The following is a 17,373-nucleotide window of genomic DNA, read 5'->3' as shown; positions in this document are numbered from 1 at the left end:
GAGGCCCTAACTCCTGAGAGGAAGGGCCTACGATGAGTAAGACAACGAACAAATTTGCACCTGAGGTTCGCGCACGTGCGGTCCGGATGGTCCTAGATCACGAAGGCGATCATCCATCACGGTGGGCAGCCATTGTGTCGATCGCAGCGAAGATCGGCTGCGTTCCTCAGACGCTTCATGAATGGGTGAAGAAAGTCGAGGTCGACAGCGGCAAGCGCGCCGGTGTGCCGACCGAGATGGCTGATCGCCTCAAGTCCCTTGAGCGCGAGAACCGCGAGTTGCGGCAGGCCAACGAGATACTGCGCAAGGCGTCAGCATATTTTGCCCAGGCGGAGCTCGACCGCCCGTTCAGGCGATGACTGCCTTCATTGACGAGCATCGTGAGGTTTATGGGGTCGAGCCGATCTGCCGGGTTCTGCCGATCGCCCCATCCACTTACCACGAGCGGGTCGCTCAGCGACGAGATCCTGAAAGGCTATCAGATCGTGCCCGGCGCGATCGGGATCTGAAGCCCGAGGTGGTCCGTGTTTTTGCGGAGAACTTCGGCGTTTACGGGGTGCGCAAGGTCTGGCGACAGATGAACCGCGAGGGCTTCGCCGTCGCGCGATGCACCATCGAGCGGCTGATGCGCGACCTGGGCTTGCAGGGTGTAATCCGGGGCAAGCCGGTGCGCACGACGATCAGCGACAAAGCCGCGCCTTGCCCGCTCGATCAGGTGAACCGGCAGTTCCATGCACCGGCGCCCAACATGCTCTGGGTGTCGGACTTTACCTATGTCGCGACATGGGCAGGCTTCGTTTATGTGGCCTTCGTCATCGACGTTTATGCCCGCTATATCGTCGGTTGGCGGGTCAGCAGGACAGCGCATGCGAGCTTCGTCCTGGATGCGCTCGAGCAGGCCATCCATGATCGCCGTCCTGCCCACCGTGGCGGGCTGATCCACCACAGCGATCGCGGCAGCCAATATGTGTCGATCAAATATACCGAGCGCCTCGCCGAGGCCGGGATCGAGCCGTCGGTCGGGAGTGTTGGCGACAGTTATGACAACGCCTTGGCGGAGACGATCAATGGCCTTTACAAGGCCGAGGTGATCCACCGGCGAGGTCCGTGGCGATCCTTTGAAGCTGTCGAATATGCCACGCTCGAATGGGTCGACTGGTTCAACAACAGGCGGCTGCTGGAACCCATCGGCAATATCCCGCCCGCTGAAGCCGAAGAACGATATTATGCCATGCTGGACGACGTCTCCATGGCTGCGTAACTTAAACCAAATGGCCTCCGGCAGTCCCGGGGCGGTTCAGACGACCCGACCCGTTGCGTGACGAGAGCCGCAGGAGCAAACGGTAAGCCTCTCCCCGGAAATCGATCCAACCCAAGTTAATCGACTGCAACCGCGACAGCATGTGTTTGTTTCAGCGGCATGCTTCCGCCAACCGACGACAGTTCCCATCCGCTCGCGCAACGCTTCCAGGCGTTCATTCGCGCCGCGGACTTCCCGTGCGTCGGCGCGAAGTCCGCGCTGGCGCGCGACCAGATGCGCTTCGTCGTCGGCCGCGACATGCGCTCGGCCTGGGACGATCTGCGCATCTATCCCAATCTCCTCGATCTTGCCTGGAGCTACGCCCGGGAACCGAGCCTGTTCCACTCACTCGTCGTGATCTTCGAGGAGGATGGCGGGCTCGACGAGGCAGGGTTCGAAACCTCGCTCTGGCACCGGCTTGAATCGCTGAGCCGGAAGGATGATTGGGCCGGGCAGCCACCCGATCCGCGCGTGAACCACAGTCCCGATGATCCACATTTCTCTTTGAGCTTTGGCGGCGAGGCCTTTTTCGTCGTTGGCCTTCATCCACGCGCGAGCCGTCCCGCGCGACGGTTCGAGCGCCCGGCGCTGGTATTCAATCTCCATGACCAGTTCGAGAAGCTGCGCGATGCAAACATCTACGAGACGATGCGAAGCAAGATCATCGCGCGCGACGTTGCCCTCGCCGGCAGCGCGAACCCGATGCTCGCGCGTCACGGCGATGTGTCGGAGGCCCGGCAATATTCAGGGCGGGCCGTCGGACCCGATTGGCGTTGTCCTTTCTCGGGGCGCAGCGCGGCACGCTGAGCCTTCGGCACAGCCCATGTTGCGGGGCGGCGCGCGGCCAGGCCGAAGCAGTCGCCGCTCCCCGATGCGTGCAGAGTCGCGCCGTGGAGCGAAAATATGTCGCCGGTTTGGCGTCCGCCGCATTGCTATGGCTCGCCCGTGATGCGGCGGCGATCCTCACGCCGCCGCTGCCGATAGCCCGCGCGATACAACCCTCGACGCGAAGCGCCGTGTCTTCGTCGATCCCGATTCCGAGACGATCGGGACGATGGGCGACTGTGGCGGACAGCCGCCCGATACGACCGCACTCGGCGAAAGCTGGTCGATGATTCTGGCGGGACCAGCCCGAGCCCCGGCACGGGTTCGGTGCCGCCGAGACGCGGCGTTTCGTCGCCGCCAGCTTCGCCATAGCTGCAGCGATGGTGGGCGAGGCCGGGAAGCAGCGATCTGAGAGCCGGGCAAGTAATCGCTCGAAAGCGGTCCAGCATTCCGAGATCGACGCGGATCCGGTTCATCGGACGCCGGCCGTAGAGGTTGCCCCCCGAATATACCGAGGGTTCAACAACGCACAGCGGAGCGGAGGTCAATGCGCTGGCATTGGCCGTCGCAGCGATAACACTGCCGTGACAGCGGTCGCGGACCCGGCGGTGGGAAGGGAGATGGCGGGGCGGGAAGGGGAGAAGAGGGCGCGGCGCATGTTTGTCATTCGCTGGTGTCCTGCTGTTCCCAGCGCGAGCGCCTGATGCACGGTGGCCGAAATTAACCTGGATCATGGCGATTGTTGCCGGCGGGTCGGCAACTGCGCGCCGAGGGGAGCGTTGGGCGTTCAGGCAACACGCTTCTCCTGCCACATCGGGCGCGCCCTTCGGGGTTGGCCTTTCCCCGGAACGACGCCCTTGGCGGGGGGTAAAGGCAAGGGTGATGCGCGCGCCTGATCTTCATTCGGGGGGACCGGACAGAAGGCACGACGATGAAATTCGACAGCGAGATCAGCTTCCTTACCGCGTTTGACAGTGAAGATAGCGGCCATGCGGGTCCCGTCGCGGGCATTGCCGCGCGAGCCCGCCGCCTCGCCCTTATCGGCTGCTTCCGCCCGCGCCAGTGCGGGATCGCAACCTTCACCGCCGACATTTACGATCATCTCAAAGCCGCGCGCCCTGATATCGCGATAGACGTCTATGCAATGGCGGCGCGAGCGGGCGATGCGAGCGATGCTGCGGCCGTTGCCGGCGTCGGGGAAGACGATGCTGACGGCTATCGCGCCGCCGCCGAGGCGATCAATGCGAGCGGGGCCGACGCGGTCTGGCTCCAACATGAGTTCGGCATCTTCGGCGGACCGGCAGGCGATCTCGTCTTGGGGCTCGTCGACCGGTTGGCTGCGCCGCTGATCGTAACGTTCCACACCATCCTCGCCGAGCCCGGCGCCGACCAGCGGCGCGTGATGGAGCATCTCGTCGCGAAGGCGGCGAAACTTGTGGTGATGAGCGCGTTCGGCCGCGAGACACTGATCCGCGTCTATGGCGCGAAGGCCGATCGCATAGAGCTCATCGAGCATGGCACCCCCGACCGCGTCTTCACCGAATGTTCGCCGCTTCGTGAGCAGCTGGGTCTCGCGGGCCGTCCGGTCGTCTCGACCTTCGGGCTCTTGGGTCCTGGCAAGGGGCTCGAAGCCGCGATCCGCGCGCTGCCGGCAATTGTCGCGCAATATCCGGACATGCTCTATCGAATCGTCGGCGCGACCCATCCCAATCTGGTTGCCGCCGAGGGCGAGATCTATCGGCAAAGCCTCGCAGACCTCGCCGAGGATCTCGGCGTCGCGGACAATATCGCATGGGAGAATCGCTTCCTCGACCTGCCCGAACTTCTCGAGCAGATCGAGCTATGCGACATTTATCTCGCGCCCTATCCCAATCTCGCGCAGATCACATCGGGCACGCTGGCCTATGCCGTGGCGCTTGGCCGCGCGGTCGTCTCTACTCCCTTCGTTCATGCCCGCGAGCTGCTCGCAGACGATATCGGCATCCTGCTCGGTGGCACCGACAGCGACGCCATCGCCGAGGCGGTGCTGTTGCTGCTCGCGCATCCCGGCGAGCGGCGCTCCATGCAGGAGCGCGCCTATGCGCGGGGCCGGCTGACTGCCTGGCCGGCCATCGCGGAGCGTTTCGCGACGCTCATCGAAAATGTGGCGGCCGCGCCCGCGCGGCGCGAGCCGAGGCGTATGTTCCCCTCTTTCGCCGCGATCCGCGCGCTGTCGGACGATGTCGGCATTTTACAGCATGGAACCGGACTCATCCCCGACCGGAACCACGGCTATTGCATCGATGACAATGCGCGCGCGCTGATGCTCGTCAACGCCAGCCCGTCGCTCGGCGAGGAAGAATATGGACTGCTCTTCGCGCGCTACGCCGCCTTCCTTCATCATGGCTGGAACCCCGATCGCGGACGTTTCCGCAATTTCATGGGCTATGACCGGCGCTGGCTCGAGGAAGAAGGCTCGGAAGATAGCAATGGCCGTACCCTCTGGGCGCTTGGCCATGGCGCGGAGCACGCGCGCTCGCAGGGGCTCAGGAAGTGGTGCGCAGAATTATTCACGCGCGCCGCGCCGCTCGCGGCCGACCTCAAGAGCCCGCGGGCGATTGCGTTCTCGCTGCTGGGAGCCGACGAACTTCTGGCGCGCGAACCGGATCATAGCGAGGCGCGCGCGATCGTCGAGCGCGGCGGCGCCTTTCTGCATGCGCTCTGGAAAAGCGCGCGGCGGAGCGGCTGGGATTGGTTCGAACCCGTACTAGCTTATGACAACGCCCGGCTCGCCGAGGCGCTCCTGCGCGCGGGCCGGCGGCTCGGCTCGGTCCCGCTCGAGGAAGCCGGCATCGCGGCGCTCGACTGGCTGTGCGACATTCAGACGAGCAGCGATGGGCATTTTCGCCCGATGGGCTGCGAAGGCTTCGGCGTCGAGCACGAGCTTTTTCCCTTCGACCAGCAGCCGCTCGAAGCCTGGGCGACGGTCGATGCCGCCGCCACGGCTTTCCGGCTGACCGGCAAGCTGCGCTGGCACGACCGCGCCGAGCGGGCCTATGGCTGGTTCCTCGGCGCGAACGACCGGGGCGCTGTGATAGCGAGCTCGGCGACGGGACGCTGCTGCGATGGGCTGACCCGTCACGGGGTTAACTCGAATGTCGGCGCCGAATCCGCGCTGGCTTTTCACCTTGCACACCGCGCCATGGCCGATACATTCTGGAAGCGGGGGACAACGAAGGATACCAGCGCCAGCGATGTTGATCTGCAATCCCGACCACACGCCGCTGCACATTCTTCATGAGAAGCTCGCCGCCGACCCTGCGCGGGTCGTGCTCAGGCCTTTCCACCTCGCCTGGCAATCGAATGTCTCCGAGCCCTCGCGCGCGGCGCAGCTCGTCGGTGATATCCTGGCGATGGACGAGGAGGAGGCCGAGGCCCACCTCGGGCTGGTATGGAGGGATTTTTCCGAACGCCACTGGCAGATCGGGCGCATCTTCGACGAGCGTTTCGCCGAGGTGGCCGAGGATCTCGCACTGGATCCCGCCGGCGTTTCGCCGGTAAAGCGCCGGCTGATCGGCGCCTATTTCTGCCATGAATATAGCTATGCCGCCGCCGCGCTCATGAACCCGAGCGTCGTCCCGCACCCCGACCAGAGTGGTCTTGCGCCCGATCAGCAGCGCTTCATCATGTCGATGCGCGCGGTCGGCGAGGGTCATATCAGCTCGGTTGCCTTCCGCGAGGGGATCATCGGTGAGAACGGGGACTTCATGCTCTGGCCGCAGTCGGGCCCCGCCATGGCCGCGGTCGCCGACGACCGGCACCAATTGGGGGCGGCCGACCGAGTCACCGTTCACCGCCAACCCGATAGCGCCATCTCGAACAGCGTCCTGTTCCCGATGACCGAGGCGCAGCGCGGCGGCATCGAGGATCTGCGGCTCGTACCCTTCGTCCATGACGACGGCCGGAGAGAATATATCGGTACCTATACCGCCTATTCGGGGCAGGCGATCGGTTCGGAACTGCTGCGCACTACCGATTTTTCGCGCTTTTCGCTCGAACCGCTTCGGGGGCGCGCCGCGCGCCACAAGGGCATGGCGCTGTTTCCGCGCAAGGTCGACGGCCGCTATCTCATGATCGCCCGGCAGGACGGGAAGAATGTCACGATCATCGCCTCCGATAGCCTGACCGACTGGGATGACGAAGGTCAGATCCTCATGCGGCCGACCTTTGCCTGGGAGCTCGTGCAGATGGGCAATTGCGGCAGCCCGATCGAATGCGACGAGGGCTGGATCCTCCTCACCCACGGCGTCGGCGCGATGCGAAAATATAGCTTGGGCGCAGCGCTTCTCGATCGCGACGATCCGACGAAGCTTCTGGCGCGCACCGAATGCCCGATCCTCTCGGCCGCCGAGAGTGACCGCGAAGGCTATGTGCCCAACGTCGTCTACACCTGCGGCGCGATGCGCATTGGCGGCGACCTGTTCATACCCTACGGTATTTCGGACAGCGCGATCGGTTTTGCCACGACGCCGATCGAGCGGCTCCTCGCAAGCATGAGCTAAGAGGCGAGGCGAGGCTATTTGGGAGGTGCGGGACGCTCGATCTTCCGCCGAGCGTCGACCGACGCGATCAGGACTACGCAGCAAAGGCAGCCGTCCTCGTCGGTCACTTCTATCCGGAGCGTGTCCACATCGTTGATGAGTTCGGGATTATCGCCAAGCAAATGGCCCGCATAGCGGGCCGCCTCGACCCGTGCCGCGGCCGTATCCGATAACTCGACGCCTTCATCGTCGAGCTCGCGCTGGCCGCTGCTGCTGTGGAAATAATAACGGGGCATCCAACTTCTCCCACCTTCGGCAACTCACAAGTCTGCCTCGGGTTTCGTTACGGCCCTCGCACCTTCGTCACTGCACCACGACACATGGCGGTCCGGCGAGCCTCATGCCCGCCTATGGCGCTCAGGCAGCGGCAAATCCAGCCTTGTTCATCACCGCGGTAACATGTTTATTGCCCTCGTCGCCCAGCGCCGCCTTGAGGCGAGGGAACAGACGCTGCTCCTCTTCCTCGACATGCGCTTCGATCTCGGCGCGAAATTCGCGGACTTTCGCTATCCAGGCGGGATCGGCGGCATCCATTTCCGAAAGGTCGAACAGATATTGCTTCACATAGCCATGATCGTGGACAAGCTTGTCGGCTTCCACGATCTGGCCATGGTCGCGCATCGCCGGATAGACGACATTCTCTTCTTCGAACGCATGTTTCGCGAGCGCATGCTGGAGCTGAAGCAGGAGCGCCTTGCGCTTTCGCGCATCGCTCTCGTCAGTGGATTCGAGCGCATCGAAGAGCTTCATCGTCAGTCGGTGTTCGGCCTTCAGGCCCTCGTCCCATTGGCCCTTGAGCGTCGTCAAACTCTGCACTGCGGCCTTTCGGCCGAGGTTCGCGACGAGGCCGACGGCGAAACCCGCCGCTGCCGCACCCAGTAGGGCCGCGGTGTTGTCGAGTGGGCCTCGCATGGTCTTGAATATGTTGGGGGTCATGGGAAGGCTCCTTCGGGATGTCAGGGATGGTCGAGCCGGGTCTCGACGCGGATGAGCGAGACCGCGGCGCGCCGCGGCTGGACGAGCATGAAATGGGCGGAGACAGCTATGTCCTGGGCTCGTAGCATCTGATGCTTGCCGATCAGCTCTTTCTGCTTTTCGGGAGGAAATTCGGGATATTGGAAGTCGGCGCCGGTGAATCCCGGCTCGATAAGCCCGACCTTGATATCCTGCTCGGCGAGTTCCTTGCGAAACGCCTGAACGAAGCCCTGTATGCCGCTTTTAGCCGCGACATAGATTGAACTGCCGGGGCCGCGCGAAACCGCCGTCATCGATCCGATCACGATGATATCGCTACCCGCCGACATGCAGCGCGCCGCTTTCTGCGCACAGACAAGATAGGCGGTGAAGTCGGTCTCGAGCTGATACCGCGCTTCGCTCTCGCTCGCATCGGCTAGCCCTGCCGCCGGCACCGCGGCGTTGATCACCGCGATGTCGATATCGCCCAGATAGTCTCTAGCGCTTTCGAAGAACCGGTCGACGTCCTCGGCCACCGATAGATCGACATTGATACCGTCGCCATCGCCCACTTCGCGGATGCGTTGCAGCGCATCGTGCAGATGGTCAGGCGTACGGCCGCAGATAAAGACCTTCACGCCGTAGCTTGCGAGAAGAACGGCGATAGCGCGGCCGATCCCGGTCGTCCCTCCCGTGACGACCGCGCGCCGGCCCTTGATCTCGGGGGCTACGGTATGGGCGTCTGCTTCATCGATCATGACAGATCCTCGGGAAGCGATGTGGAGGTCGGGGCATAGATCGGTCGCCCCGCCGAAGCGGCGATGACCCAGAAGGGATGATTCTCGTCGGCCTTCAACACGCTGCAGAGCGGCCTGCCGTCGACGAACAAGCGCGCGTGGCGGCCCGCCGCTTCTCCTGCGGCGATTTCGAGCGCCGCCGCCGGGGTCGCGGCCTCGAATAAGAGGCGCTTCTCCAGGCCGATACCGTCATCGTCATAGTGCAGCACGAGTGTCGACTTTCGCAGAGGCGCCGGATCGGCGCCAGGTGCCGGTGCCGCAGACTCGTCCGAAAGAGGGGTGCTCATTGTCACTGCTTCAATAGGCCGGCGGGTCACTGCTCGGGAAGGACTCGTCGGCTGCCTGGTCGACGCGGTCCCATTCGCGCCGGACACCGTCGCGCATGCCGTCCGGCCCGGCCGAACGGGTCTGGTCGAAATTTTCAGCGTGCGTCTCACCATCGGCGAAAGCGGCCGAGTGGCCTTCATCCTTCGCCTGTGCGCGGGACGACTTGCGCGTAAACCAGAAGAGCGCCCCGAGAACGCCGATGCTGAGAAGTTTTCCAAATCCCGACGAGCGCCGGCGTGACGTCATTGCGTGTGCCATGGTCTGTCTCCATCGTTGCGAGAATATGCGGGAGCCTGTGAGGGCAACGGGGGGACGGCGCGAGAGTTGCCGCCGCAATGCGCCGATTAACAAATGTTGCGCATTTTCCGGTGCCGGCGGCGGGCGCCTCGATCTCAGCGGAGGACAAGATCGGGCGCCGACCGAATGTCGCGGCGGGTCTTCACGCGCTGGTCAGTTACCGAAACATGTCTTCGGAATATGGGTGATGCGGCAGGCAAGATCGGCTTCGCCCGAGGCGACGACATAATGGTCGCCTCCATCGGTAATGCCGGTCGTGAAGACGACATCGCGAATATAGAGCTTGGCCTCGAGCGGGCGCGTGAGTTCGGGGGCCGCCTCGAGCAGCGGGCGATGATCGGTACGCAGCACCACCGAGGGATCGTCGAGATCGAGGAGCGACCAGTAGGTGCGGTAAATGCCGACAAGCTCCTTGGGTTCGACCCCGTGCCAGAGCGTGAGCCATCCCGCATCGGTGCGGATGGGCGGTGTGCCGCCGCCGATCCGCGCGGTCGCCACCGTGTCGGCGTGCGGACGGATCCCCGGTGCCTCATAGGGCTTCCAGTGCAGCGCATCGGGCGACGTCGCGAGGTTGATCGAAGGTCCCGCGCGCCACGGCGATCCCGGCGGATAGGCGAAATAGAGATCGCCGAGCGGACGCGTCTGTGCCCAGTAGCGGCCATCGATGAGTCCCTCGAAAATCAGCATGTCCTTGTTCTGATGATCGAGGACGATACCCTCGAGTGTCCAATCGAGGCCGTTTGACGAGCTGTAGAGCGTTGTCGAATGCCGCTCGGGGCTGACCGAACAGGTCGTCATAAGCCAGCGCTGACCGACGCGGCTGATGCGGGCGTCCTCGACTCCATAGCATTGAAAGTCCGCGCCCGGTTCGACCGCCTTGTCATAATGTACAGCGACCACCTCCAGCCCGTCGGGGGTCAGCTCGACGGGAAGCAGCCAGGACAGCGAAGTCAGCCCCATGACGCGCCAGCTGCCGCCGCGCACCATGAACTTTCTCGGATCGGCCGTATCGCAAAGTTCAAGCGGCCACGCGTCGATCATGTAGCGGCCAGCTTCCCATCGGATCGAATGGACATGACCGTTCTCGACGGCCTGGCGGAGCGCTTCGGCGACCCGCACCATCATCAGCAGATTGCCATTGCCCAGTCGCAACAGCCCAGGGTTGAACGCACCGAGCACGTAGGTGTCGCGCCCGAGTTGCCCCGCGAGCGGCGAGCGCGACAGGTCGACATCATCGGGACCGAAAACGAGCCGGTCGACCGCGAAACCCGTCCCGGCTCCTTCCTCTCGCATCGCGCTACCGCGAGGCCTTCGAACCCGTTGTCGCGTCGGGTGCCTCGCTGCCGGTCCTTGCTGGTGGCTTGGTCGCTTTCGGCTTCGCATCGAGGTCAACCTCTGCCTCGCGCGGCCAGTGGCGCAGCGCGGCGCAGGCGTCGAGAAAAATGGTGACATCGCCGGGCTTGGCAAGCGCGATACAGGCCTCGTCAAGCTTGTCTTGGATCCCCGCGGCCGCGAAGAGCGGCGCTGCCTCGGCGGTGTAACCGATGAACTTGCAATGCGCGAAAGCGTCACTGACGAAATCCTTGGCCGCGGCATCGCCGGCAAGGAGTTCCGCGCCGTCGTTGCTGGCAAGCAGCGCCACCGCGTCGAAAAGCACCGACGGGCCGCCATCGATTTTGTGACGGCCGGCGATGCTCGTTCCATCGGATAACATAATGCCGCCGATCTTCGGCGCGACGAGCTCCCAGACCGCATCCGCAGCATCGACTGCCTTGATCAGCGCCTTGAAAATTTTTGCATCGGCGCCATCGGTCGCAAGGATCCCGATCTTGCGGCCGGCGATGCTGGCGGGGCCGTTGAGCAGGATACTGAGCGGCCGGGAAGGGGGAAGGTCGGTCAGGGGCTTCGTCGCCGCCTTGGCTGGGGCCGGAAGCGGCAGTCCTAGTCCGTCTGCGACGGTTGCCGCAAGGCCGCGGTCGATGTTGATGAGATGCGACACGGTCCTTGAGCGGATATCGGGCCGTTCGACCTTGGAGAGTTCGAAAACTAGCGCGTCGCCGATATGCTTTTGCTCAATCGGCGTCTGGCTGATGTAGAATTGTCGGGCCTGGCTGTAATGATCGGCGAAGCTCTCGGGCCGGATGCGGCGCTTCGCGCCGTCGGCCTCGTCGGCGAAACTGGTGAAGCCGAGCGCCGGGGTCTCGCGCGGTCCGCCAGCGGTGGGGCCCCAGCTGTTCGGTTCGTAATTGGCGCGTCCGACGGGGTTCCGCATCGCCATATGTCCGTCCTGCTGGAAATGCGCCATCGGGCATTTCGGCGCATTGATCGGGATATGGGTGAAATTGGGCCCGCCGAGCCTTTTGATCTGCGTGTCGAGATAGGAGAAGTTGCGGCCCTGAAGAAGCGGATCGTTCGAGAAATCGATGCCGGGCACGATATTCTGGGTGCAGAAAGCGACCTGCTCGGTCTCGGCGAAGAAATTGTCGACGACGCGGTCGAGAACGAGGCGCCCGATCGGGCGGATCGGCACCTGCTCCTCAGGAATGAGTTTGGTGGCGTCGAGCACGTCGAACTCGAAACTGTCGGCGAAGGCATCGTCGAAAAGCTGCACCCCGAGCTCCCATTCAGGCAAGTCGCCGCTCTGGATGGCATCCCAAAGATCGCGGCGATGGAAATCGGGGTCGGCGCCGTTGATCTTGACCGCCTCGTTCCACAGCACCGACTGCAAACCCTGCTTCGGCTTCCAGTGGAATTTGACGAAGGTCGACCTTCCCTTGGCATCGATCAACCGGAAGGTGTGGACCCCGAAGCCCTCCATCGTACGGAACGAGCGCGGGATCGCGCGGTCGGACATCGTCCACATGATCATGTGGAAGCTCTCCGGCATCAGGCTGACGAAGTCCCAGAAATTGTCGTGCGCCGACTGCGCCTGCGGAAAGGCGCGGTCTGGCTCGGGCTTCACCGAATGAACAAGATCGGGGAACTTCATCGCATCCTGGATGAAGAATACGGGAATATTGTTTCCGACAAGATCCCAATTGCCTTCCTTCGTATAGAGTTTGACGGCGAAACCCCGCACGTCGCGTGCGAGATCGAACGAGCCCTTCGAACCCGCGACGGTCGAGAAGCGGACAAAGGCCGGGGTTCGCTCGCCCACCCGCTGGAAGATGTCGGCGCGGCTGACGTCGGCGAGGCTGTCGGTCAGCTCGAAATAGCCGTGCGCCCCATAACCGCGGGCATGGACGACGCGCTCGGGGATGCGTTCATGGTCGAAATGGAAGATTTTCTCGCGAAAGTGGAAATCCTCGAGAAGGGTCGGACCGCGTCCGCCCTGTTTCAGGCTGTTCTGATCGTCGGCTACCGGGACACCGTGTTGCGTGGTTAGCGGCGCATGGGTGTCGCCGGTTTGCTGGTGGGTCTCGCCGCCTTTCCCGCGATTCTCCGCAAAGCTTTGTGTGATCGGCGCATCGGCCGGAAAGAGCGCCGCCTTGCGCGGCGATTCTCCGCCCATATCCTTGCCCGCGACCGAGGCAGCATCCTGTCCGGAGCGCGCCTTCTGTTTCGCTTTCCCGACTGAATTGCGGGCGGGGGCGGGGATTTTGGCCATGTCTGATCTCGCTTTTCGGTCTGGTTGCAGCGGCACGCGGAGGGCTTGAGGGCGCACGCGTCGGCCCCTCCGATCCCACGCATGGAACGAGTTCGTGATTTGAAAGTTGCTGCACCGGGCTTGCAGTTAACCTCGATCATGACGATTCCGCTTCCCTTGAGGGCGCTTGCCGGGCTTTCGGACGATCGCAGTTGGGCAGGTCCGCCCATGCATTTCGGACGCACAGGGAACGTCAGTCATGTTAACCGATCGCTTCTTGAGAGACCGTCGCGGGGTACGCCTCGAAGCCGGCGAGCGCGCGCGCCTCGAAGCATCCATCAGCGAAACGAAAACAGTCGACGCGCGCAGGATCATCGCGCGCGCCGGCGATTGGCTCGGTCAGAGCACCTTGCTGGTCGAGGGCATCATGTCGCGCTATCTCGACGATCGGAACGGCCTTCGCCAGCTCGTTGCCATCCATCTTCCGGGAGACTTCGTCGACCTCCATGCCTACCCGCTCAAAAGGCTCGATCACGACGTCGGGACGATGACCCAGGTGTCGATCGCGATCGTCCCGCATGTCGCGCTCGACGCGATTACCGAGGAAATGCCCGAACTTACGCGCAAGCTCTGGTTCGCGACGCTGCTCGACGCAGCGATCCATCGCGCCTGGCTCTTCCGGCTCGGCCGCCTCGACGCGATCGGGCGCGTCGCGCATTTCTTCTGCGAGACCAATGTCCGGCTCCAGTCGGCGGGCCTCAGCGACGGGCGGGAGTTCATGCTCGGGTTGACGCAGGCCGATGTCGCCGAGATCTGTGGTCTCACCACGGTTCATGTGAACCGGGTCGTGCGCCATCTCCGCGAAGAGGGGCTATGCACGTTCCGCAATGGCAAAGTCGAAATCCTCGATCCGGCAAGGCTGGCGCGCCGCGGGCAGTTCGATCCTTCCTATCTATATATTGACGATCCCGATTCTTCCCCGCCCGATGACCAAAGGCCTCGACGATGACGACTGACCTGCCCACTCCGCCGCGTCCCGAAACCGAGCCCGGCGTGGCGACCGCAGAGCGTGGCGTCGTGATGCTCGACGGACCCGACGGCATCGCCGCGACGATGACCGCCGCCGCCGCGCGCGGCACCGGTCAGAGTCTCATCGCGGCCGCCGCGCTCGCCGAAGAACAGCTCACCGGCGAGCAAAGCTAGGCGCGTTCTCCGCGGGGATCAGCCGGTCGCGCTTTTCGGCGCGGCGATGACGCTTCGTCCCTGTCCCACGGCGCCTCGCCTTCCCCGCGCGCGGCCGAAATCGCATTGATCGATGTTGCTTTGGCGAGCGGCAGGGGAACGCCGCGCCGCGGCGGCGGGTTTTCCTGGCAGCTGCGCCGACCGGCGTGGCGTAGCGCGAGGGAGACGCCGCCTGTGGAAGAAACCGCCGGACTGATTGCGCCTGCCGCGACAATGATCGCCGCCATGATGACCGCCGCCAACCTCGGCGCGCGCGTTACCGGTTCGGGCTTCGTCGTCTTCACGCTCGGCTCGCTTGCCTGGTCTGTGGTGGGGTTCGCCTCCGGCCAGACGAATCTGCTCCTGACCAATCTCTTTCTCACCATGGTCAATCTCGTCGGAATCTGGCGCTGGCTCGGCCGCCAGCGCGGATATGAGGACGGCGCGCGACGTGCCGCGGAACGAAGCCGCGACGCCGCCGCACCCTCGCTATTCGCCGCGAGCGCGCTCGCCGGCTTGCCGGTGAGCGACATCCGCGGCGAAGAAATCGGCAAGACGGTCGACGCGATGATAGAGTGCAAGAGCGGCTGTCTCTCCTACGTCGTCGTGAGCTCGGGCGGCATTGGCGGTATCGACGAGAGCTTGCGCGCGGTACCCGCATCGCTGTTTGAGTGCCATGCCGATGGGCTCGTGCTCCTCATGAGCGCGGCGGAGTTCGAAAAACGCGACAGGCTGGACAGCGCGGCCTGGCCTGCGCGCCCGCCGCAGACCAGGCGACACGATGCAGTGCCGGCAACGGAGCGGGCGCATGTCGCGGCTCAGGGAACCTAGTTCCTGTCGCCCGGCAGCTGCTGTCTGCAGCGGGCGTCGACGGGCGCTGGATGAGCGGCGGCCGAGGCCGCTCGGCGGCAATGTCGCGCAGTTCGCAGATTTTATCCATTGGGCCGGAACAATTGCGGGGAGCGGGCGTCAGTCGATTGTCGCCCCCGCGGGGGCCGCTCTTCCTCACCCCGCGGCGTCCCCAGCCGCCGCTCCCCTCAAGACGTCCGGGCTGCGCCCGGGCGGGAGATGAACCATGTCCCGAAGCGAAAAACCTTTGTCCTCCCCCTTTTTGCTTGCCGCCGCAGGCGCCGGCATCGCGCTGCTCGCCACCGGGGCAGCGATCTGGCAGCGCCGCAGGCAGGCAAGGGTGCAGGACGATGCACCGATTGCAACCGATGCGCCGCACTGGACTCTCGGCAAGCCATCGGCGCGCGCGCTGTTCGGCAAGTCGGTGCTCATCAACTGCCCGCGCGCCGAACTTTACGCGGCCTGGAGGCCCGAGCGCTTCCCTGAATTCATGGAGAATGTCGTCGCGGTCGACGAGCTTGGCGACGATGTGTCGCAGTGGACGATCAAGGCGCCGGCAGGCCGCGAGGTGACGCTGGTCAACCGCATCACCGAGCGCGTCGAAAATGAGTCGATCTATTGGCAGAGCACGCCCGAGTCCGACATCGTCAACAGCGGCGAGGTGCGCTTCACCGAGGCGCCCAACGGACGCGGCACCTTCGTGACCCTGATCCTTGCCTACGATCCGCCCGCAGGGAAGATTGGGCGCCTCGCAGCGAAGCTGCTTCAGCGCGAACCCGAGGTACAGGCGCGACGAGACCTTCATCGCTTCAAGCAGCTCATGGAAACCGGCGAGGTGACGACCAACGCTTCGCCCTCGGCGCGCGCCTCCGAAGCAGCGACCGAACCCCATATCTGAATGGAATCCAATTCGAAGGAGAAAACCATGCGCGCCGTCACCTGGCAAGGACGCCACAAGATCAGCGTCGAGACCGTGCCCGACCCCGAAATCGTCAATCCGCGGGACGCGATCATCCGCGTCACATCGACCGCGATCTGCGGATCGGACCTCCATCTTTACGACGGCTATATCCCCGGCATGCGCGCGGGAGACATCGTCGGGCACGAATTCATGGGCGAAGTCGTCGAAACCGGCGCTTCCTCGACGCTGAAGCGCGGCCAACGCGTTGTCGTGCCTTTCACGATCAGCTGCGGCCAATGTTTTTTCTGCGAGAAGCAGCAATATAGCGCCTGCGACAATGCCAATCCCGTCGAGACGCGCGATGCCTCTGAACTGCTGATGGGGCATGCGATGGGCTCCGCCTTCGGCTATGCCCATCTGACCGGCGGCTATGCCGGCGGGCAGGCCGAATTTGTGCGCATCCCCTATTCGGACGTGGGTCCGGTTGTCATCCCGGACGATCTCGCCGACGATGATGTCCTCTTTCTCTCCGATATCTTGCCGACTGGCTGGCAGGCGGCGGTCAATGCCGACATCGAGCCGGGGGATACGGTTGCTGTATGGGGCTGCGGTCCGGTCGGTCTGTTCACGATCCAATCGGCGCTGCTGCTCGGCGCCGGGCGCGTAATCGCGATCGACCATTTCCCCACGCGGCTTGCGCTCGCGCGCAAATATGGCGCCGAAATCCTGGATTACACGCAGGTTGATGTCCGCGAGGCGCTCGACGAGATGACGGGCGGGGTCGGGCCCGACGCATGCATCGATTGCGTCGGCATGGAGAGCCACGGCTTTACCGCCGACAATGTTCTGGACCAGGTGAAGGTGAAGATGCTCTCGTCGACCGAGCGCATCCACGCGTTGCGCCAGGCGATCCTCGCCTGCCGCAAGGGCGGGCGCCTTTCGATCCCCGGGGTCTATGGCGGTTTCGCCGACAAATTCCCGCTCGGCCAGCTCATGGAAAAGGGGCTGACCATCAAGAGCGGGCAGACGCATGTCCAGCGGTATACCGGGGACCTTCTCAGCAAGATCCGCGACGGCAAGTTCGATACGATCTCGCTGATCTCGCACCATGCCCCGCTCGAGGATGCCGCCGACATGTACCGGCATTGGCACGACGAGCAGGACCTCTACACCAAAATCGTCCTCAAACCAGGATGGAAGAAGGGCGCGATCGAGGCCCGGCTGGAGATGGCGCACGCCTGATCACAAACTAGCCACCGTCACCGGCGAGACGACCACCGGCGATATGCATCATCGCAAGCTCGCCAAACCGGGATCGGGGATAAGGGCTCACACTCCGGTCCCGCACCTGACCATGAGGAGGAAATAATCATGACCGATGCGAAGGAAAGCAAAAGCAGCGCGTCCGCCGGCGCCGGCTCGCTCCCCCAGGAGCCCGTCGAGCGGCGCGAAAATGTCGGGACGACCACCCCCGATCGCTACCCCGCCGCTGAGCGGCAGGCGGGCGACGTCTCAGGCGCCGCCAACCGCGGCCATCGTCGCAGTACGGGCAGCGGTCCGGTGAGCGGCAGCGGCGCCGGCGCGGGCGGCAAGGGCAATGCCGAGGATTATGACAGTGACCCGCAGGGCGGGGGCGGACGGGCGGCCGAGACTGATACGCCGCCGCCCGGAAAGGGCGCAGACGCCCCTGTTGGGGGCAGCCGCTAGGCCGTTTGGCAAAGAGGGGGCGGCGAGTG

General features: G+C 64.3%; 17 protein-coding genes and 1 other annotated feature. Of the genes, 10 read left to right on the top strand and 7 right to left on the bottom strand.

Annotated elements, in window-relative coordinates; all coding sequences use genetic code 11:
* Positions 1-32: 32 nt before the first annotated feature.
* The 4 genes from AOA14_RS16220 (at position 33) to AOA14_RS16205 (ending at position 6,666) form a co-directional block, all read left to right on the top strand.
* Positions 33-1,261, top strand: a protein-coding gene (locus AOA14_RS16220) for an IS3 family transposase (protein ID WP_148650883.1) whose coding sequence is annotated in 2 segments (ribosomal slippage) — positions 33-321 and positions 321-1,261 — 1,230 coding nt in all. Because the reading frame shifts where the segments join, the coding sequence is not laid out codon by codon here.
* Positions 314-430 (top strand) — a sequence feature (AL1L pseudoknot). It overlaps the preceding gene by 117 nt.
* A gap of 159 nt (positions 1,262-1,420) precedes the next feature.
* Positions 1,421-2,107, top strand: a complete 687-nt coding sequence (gene gntA / locus AOA14_RS16215; protein ID WP_062902536.1) for a guanitoxin biosynthesis heme-dependent pre-guanitoxin N-hydroxylase GntA — start codon at positions 1,421-1,423, stop codon at positions 2,105-2,107.
* Positions 2,108-3,056: 949 nt separating this feature from the next.
* A complete protein-coding gene (locus tag AOA14_RS16210; RefSeq protein WP_082819968.1) occupies positions 3,057-5,405 on the top strand; it encodes a glycosyltransferase family 4 protein in 2,349 nt (782 codons plus the stop codon).
* Positions 5,359-6,666: a glycoside hydrolase family 130 protein gene (locus tag AOA14_RS16205; RefSeq protein ID WP_062902535.1), complete on the top strand. Its 1,308-nt coding sequence runs from the start codon at positions 5,359-5,361 to the stop codon at positions 6,664-6,666. Before AOA14_RS16210 ends, AOA14_RS16205 begins: the two co-directional genes overlap by 47 nt.
* A 14-nt stretch (positions 6,667-6,680) precedes the next feature.
* Here AOA14_RS16205 and AOA14_RS16200 read toward each other — a convergent pair whose 3' ends face one another.
* The 7 genes from AOA14_RS16200 to AOA14_RS16170 form a co-directional block, all read right to left on the bottom strand.
* Positions 6,681-6,941 (bottom strand): DUF6894 family protein, encoded by a 261-nt coding sequence (locus AOA14_RS16200; RefSeq protein WP_062902534.1) that lies wholly within the window; start codon positions 6,939-6,941, stop codon positions 6,681-6,683.
* A gap of 121 nt (positions 6,942-7,062) precedes the next feature.
* Positions 7,063-7,641, bottom strand: coding sequence for a hemerythrin domain-containing protein (locus tag AOA14_RS16195; RefSeq protein WP_062902533.1), 579 nt, complete (start codon positions 7,639-7,641; stop codon positions 7,063-7,065).
* 20 nt (positions 7,642-7,661) lie between these two features.
* On the bottom strand, positions 7,662-8,417 hold the full coding sequence (locus tag AOA14_RS16190; protein ID WP_062902532.1) for an SDR family oxidoreductase: 756 nt from the start codon (positions 8,415-8,417) through the stop codon (positions 7,662-7,664).
* The gene (locus tag AOA14_RS16185) at positions 8,414-8,743 is read right to left on the bottom strand and encodes a hypothetical protein (RefSeq protein WP_202988300.1); all 330 of its coding nucleotides are present in this window, start codon (positions 8,741-8,743) and stop codon (positions 8,414-8,416) included. Before AOA14_RS16185 ends, AOA14_RS16190 begins: the two co-directional genes overlap by 4 nt.
* 10 nt (positions 8,744-8,753) lie before the next feature.
* Positions 8,754-9,041, bottom strand: coding sequence for a hypothetical protein (locus AOA14_RS16180; RefSeq protein ID WP_202988299.1), 288 nt, complete (start codon positions 9,039-9,041; stop codon positions 8,754-8,756).
* A gap of 192 nt (positions 9,042-9,233) precedes the next feature.
* Positions 9,234-10,373, bottom strand: a complete 1,140-nt coding sequence (locus AOA14_RS16175; RefSeq protein ID WP_062902529.1) for a glycoside hydrolase family 130 protein — start codon at positions 10,371-10,373, stop codon at positions 9,234-9,236.
* 4 nt (positions 10,374-10,377) lie between these two features.
* On the bottom strand, positions 10,378-12,591 hold the full coding sequence (locus AOA14_RS16170) for a catalase (RefSeq protein WP_202988494.1): 2,214 nt from the start codon (positions 12,589-12,591) through the stop codon (positions 10,378-10,380).
* Between the two features lie 334 nt (positions 12,592-12,925).
* On the opposite strand from AOA14_RS16170, the gene AOA14_RS16165 reads away from it, so the two are divergent.
* The 6 genes from AOA14_RS16165 (at position 12,926) to AOA14_RS16140 (ending at position 17,344) form a co-directional block, all read left to right on the top strand.
* A complete protein-coding gene (locus AOA14_RS16165; RefSeq protein ID WP_062902528.1) occupies positions 12,926-13,675 on the top strand; it encodes a Crp/Fnr family transcriptional regulator in 750 nt (249 codons plus the stop codon).
* Positions 13,672-13,869, top strand: a complete 198-nt coding sequence (locus AOA14_RS16160) for a hypothetical protein (protein ID WP_062902527.1) — start codon at positions 13,672-13,674, stop codon at positions 13,867-13,869. Before AOA14_RS16165 ends, AOA14_RS16160 begins: the two co-directional genes overlap by 4 nt.
* A gap of 252 nt (positions 13,870-14,121) precedes the next feature.
* Positions 14,122-14,718: a PRC-barrel domain-containing protein gene (locus tag AOA14_RS16155; protein WP_062903223.1), complete on the top strand. Its 597-nt coding sequence runs from the start codon at positions 14,122-14,124 to the stop codon at positions 14,716-14,718.
* 244 nt (positions 14,719-14,962) lie between these two features.
* A complete protein-coding gene (locus AOA14_RS16150) occupies positions 14,963-15,634 on the top strand; it encodes an SRPBCC family protein (protein ID WP_082819966.1) in 672 nt (223 codons plus the stop codon).
* Positions 15,635-15,661: 27 nt separating this feature from the next.
* Complete coding sequence (locus tag AOA14_RS16145) at positions 15,662-16,879, top strand: zinc-dependent alcohol dehydrogenase (RefSeq protein ID WP_062903221.1); 1,218 nt, start codon at positions 15,662-15,664, stop codon at positions 16,877-16,879.
* Positions 16,880-17,008: 129 nt separating this feature from the next.
* Positions 17,009-17,344 carry a hypothetical protein gene (locus AOA14_RS16140; protein ID WP_062902526.1) on the top strand — a complete coding sequence of 112 codons (336 nt, stop codon included), beginning with the start codon at positions 17,009-17,011 and terminating at the stop codon, positions 17,342-17,344.
* Positions 17,345-17,373: the final 29 nt, after the last annotated feature.

The organism is Sphingopyxis terrae subsp. terrae NBRC 15098 (genome assembly GCF_001610975.1).
Lineage (GTDB): Bacteria > Pseudomonadota > Alphaproteobacteria > Sphingomonadales > Sphingomonadaceae > Sphingopyxis > Sphingopyxis terrae_A.
This window is presented reverse-complemented; position numbering and strand designations above follow the sequence as displayed.